Source organism: Persicitalea sp. (genome assembly GCF_041751555.1).
Classification (GTDB): Bacteria; Bacteroidota; Bacteroidia; order Cytophagales; family Spirosomataceae; genus Persicitalea.
Genome location: NZ_JBGSXF010000312.1, coordinates 1 through 3423, shown reverse-complemented (window position 1 = coordinate 3423; position 3423 = coordinate 1). Strand labels below are relative to the sequence as shown.

Below are 3423 nucleotides of genomic sequence, written 5' to 3'. Positions count from 1 at the left end.
AACAACTACGGCCGTCCCGATCAGGCACTCGACTACCTCAAAAGGATAAGCCGTTCGTTTGGCTATGCGCTGCCGGGTTCTATTTACGAAGTCTCACCCGACTACGGAATGATGACCCAAGCCTGGAACCTCTACGCCCTGGCCGTTCCTATAGTGGAGCAGTTCTTCGGAATCCTCCCCCGCGCCTTCCAGAAGCGCGTCCGTATTCAGCCCCAAATGCCCACCGCCTGGAGTACCGCCGAACTGGAAAACGTCGAAATCGGCAGCAACAAGCTTACGGTACACTTTTCGCGCGAGAAAAAAGCCCAGCAACTAGTGCTGGAACAAACCCAGCCCAACTGGAAGCTAACTATTGCTTACCCAGCGGGGCGTTTTCTGAAATGGGAAGTAAATGGCAAAGCCGTAAAAATTAATCGCGTCGGGGCGTTCGACACGGTAGAAGTGGAGGGAGTGAAGGTAGTTTTACGGGTGGAATGATTTTTGGGTTCTGAGTGGTGGGCTTTTCGTTTTTATTATTTGATGGCGGGAGTCGCGGGATAAATTGGAAAAACCGTTTGGAAGTCACTGTTGCACTAAACTCATATTTGGGGAAAGGCAGCACCTAAAAAGTATGGAGTACCCAAATCATAAATCCAATGATCCGCGAGTGACCAATCATTCACCTATTAAAAGGTGAGTGAGGATGGAAATCCTGATTGCTAGTCAAAAAAAAAACTTTACATTCAACCTTTCAAAAGCACAAACGCGCATCAATATAGTTCACAAACATGGCCGATCAGCCCCCCAACTGGCTTGGTAAATTAGGCAATCTGCTAGTACCAACCAGCCATGCACACGATACCCCTGTCGCAACCGTCAATAACGCGCGCATACTGGACGAGATTATAGCCTCCTTTCAGGACTCCTTGCGTCGGGAGTCCTTTGGTACCAGCATGCTCTTTAATGCGCACTTTCTGATTATTCTGCACCCTTCTACTTATGAGGAACGTCAGAACGCCTTTCCGGTCATCGTGAATGAAGCAGTGGATGCTTTTAATGCCATCATAGAACAGCACCGAGGGGAGTATGACCGTATAGCGCCGGTAGCGTCGAGCTGGTTCTTCAAGTTTGGAGGCGGTAGAGAGTTTAGCGGGGAATCCTTAACCCCAGCGGATATTTGTGTCGTGGGAGCCCTGACCGGCATTTTACCCGGTAATGCATCGGCTCAGTCCCCGGACAAATTGAACGTGACACGCCGGGTAAAACAGACAAACCGCTACGAAAAAGTGGATGTCGACTTAAATGCTTTTCAGCATATTGCCTTCCGGGAGCCGGGTGCCTTCGTCGTGAAATTCGGGTTTGAGAAATCGGTGGCGACAACTGCACGGTCACCCGCGGTGGGAGTCGATTCGCGAAGTGCTGCTGAACTACCGCAAAGCCTCGGCGAGGGTTTGGCCCGAATCAATTATCATTTAGCGGAATTGAACCAAGAGGACTCGTACCTGATGCGCGACAGGGAGATCGTCGTGGCCCGCAAGGAGCCCGACAACCAGCATTTCCCAAACTACCTGTTGCTCGAATCAGCCTATGTATCTAACCCCCACCTTCGTATCCGCTACAATGATGCTTCCTGCGCCTTCCAGATAGCTTCGTTTAGTCGCAATGAAACCCGGGTCAATGAGCAGTTGATTCCGCGTAGTGATCCCACCAGCCCGCATTGGCAACCATTGCCGGATATGGCCCAAATTCTACTCAACAGTATGGTTACGTTAAATTTCAAATGCAATGTCTGAGGCTATAATCGATGCGCTGCTCGTTTTCCTGTTACTTTTCTTTGTGGTATTTCTGGTAATCCGGCATTTTCGGGATCTACCCCGGTAAGTTACCGACTACAACGCCAAGCGGGCGGCTGGAACACAGAGATCCCTATCCAATTTTTACCTGTACTTTTGTGAATGGATTTGCTACAAATAGCCGGTCAGACGGACACAGGGCAACGCCGAACCGATAACCAGGACACCTTCATCTGCTCGTCGGTATGGTCAAAATCCAGCGCCCTGCTGGCTGTAATCGATGGAGTAGGAGGCTACGCGGGCGGCGAACAGGCGGCGGCTATCGCCAAGAAGTCGATCGAAAAATACATGGCCACTCCCAACGGCGATCCGCTATCTATGCTTCGCGAAGCGGTGGTATTTGCCAATAATCAAATTGACACGCAACGCCAGCAGGACGATCAGCTTGCGCAGATGTGCTGCGTGCTGACTACGGCAGTGGCCGACATCCAGTTGGGCAAACTGTACTTTGTTCATGTGGGTGATACGCGCCTGTACCGTTATCGCCAGGGCAGACTCGAAAAGCTCACCAATGACCACTCCCTGGTCGGGATGCGGGAGGACGCCAACGAACTGACCGAGGGCGAAGCCATGCGCCACCCGCGCCGCAATGAAATTTTGCGCGAAATAGGCCTGGCTGCGCACAGGGTCGACGATCCCGATTTTCTGGAATCAGGAGAAACCAGCTTTCAGCCGGGAGATCAACTGCTGCTGTGCAGTGATGGGTTGACCGATATGATTACCCAGGCGCAAGTCAAAGGTATCCTGGAACAAACGCTCAATCTCCAAGAGCAGCTAGCCGAATTGATCCATCTGGCTAACGAACAAGGAGGAAGCGACAACATTACAATTGTACTGGCTAGAAATGGTCCGTCTTTTGGCAAGTCACTGGCCTCTACTGACAAGTCGATTTCAGAACACCCGTCAGTGGCTCTCTCCCCTGATGATGAAGCTGAACCTTCGGCCCAGGCGCCGCTGAGTGGACGAAACCATCGTGTTTTGTGGGCAGTTTTGGTGCTGGTAGTGGTGGGTATCGTGGCCGGAATGATGTGGTACCTCTATCAAATATCCGGCCCAACCGACACGCCGGAAACCGATAGCATACGTGCGCTGAATGACCAACCCAAGGCCGTGTTAGGGGTGACAAGTGCAGATTTTCGGCTTGATTCTCTGGTGCGCTTAGCCAACCGCAGCGAGAACCATCGCCTGATGCTGACCGGAGACACCTTTCGGCTTGACAAACCTCTGATGCTCACCGATTCCTTGTTTAGTATCGTGGGGGAAAACCAGTTAACAGTCCTGATTCCGGCCGATGCAGGTGGGAAGCAGGTGGCCATTCGGGCAACGCGCCCAGGTACCGTACTCATCGAAAACATCGTAATCAGTGGTTTCAAATCTGGTGTCGAAATTGCCCCCGAAACCAAGTTGCGCCTTACGAAGGTTGACTTCCGAAACGTGGACTTGCCCGTTAGCGCGTTGATAAGACAGAAAACCTTCGCTGATGCGGTTATCGAGATCAATATTCGAAATATGCCTGATTCGTCCATACGCCAGTCAAAAGACCGAAGGGCAACAAATAACTGATAGTCAAATTGTAAATATGGGTACAAAA

General features: G+C 51.4%; 2 protein-coding genes and 1 pseudogene. All 3 read left to right on the top strand.

From position 1 onward, the window contains the following. Positions 1-477, top strand: a pseudogene (locus tag ACEW8P_RS11180) (glycogen debranching protein); the annotation flags it as partial. Positions 478-767: 290 nt separating this feature from the next. Beyond that, entirely contained in the window at positions 768-1772 is a 1005-nt protein-coding gene (locus ACEW8P_RS11175; RefSeq protein WP_373513162.1) for an FHA domain-containing protein, read from the top strand. 162 nt (positions 1773-1934) lie between these two features. After that, entirely contained in the window at positions 1935-3395 is a 1461-nt protein-coding gene (locus ACEW8P_RS11170; protein ID WP_373513161.1) for a PP2C family serine/threonine-protein phosphatase, read from the top strand. Positions 3396-3423 lie beyond the last annotated feature (28 nt).

Bases quoted from the DNA above. Each gene is read 5' to 3' on its own strand.
- ACEW8P_RS11170 (WP_373513161.1), top strand. From the start codon at position 1,935: ATGGATTTGCTACAAATAGCCGGTCAGACGGACACAGGGCAACGCCGA.
- ACEW8P_RS11175 (WP_373513162.1), top strand. From the start codon at position 768: ATGGCCGATCAGCCCCCCAACTGGCTTGGTAAATTAGGCAATCTGCTA.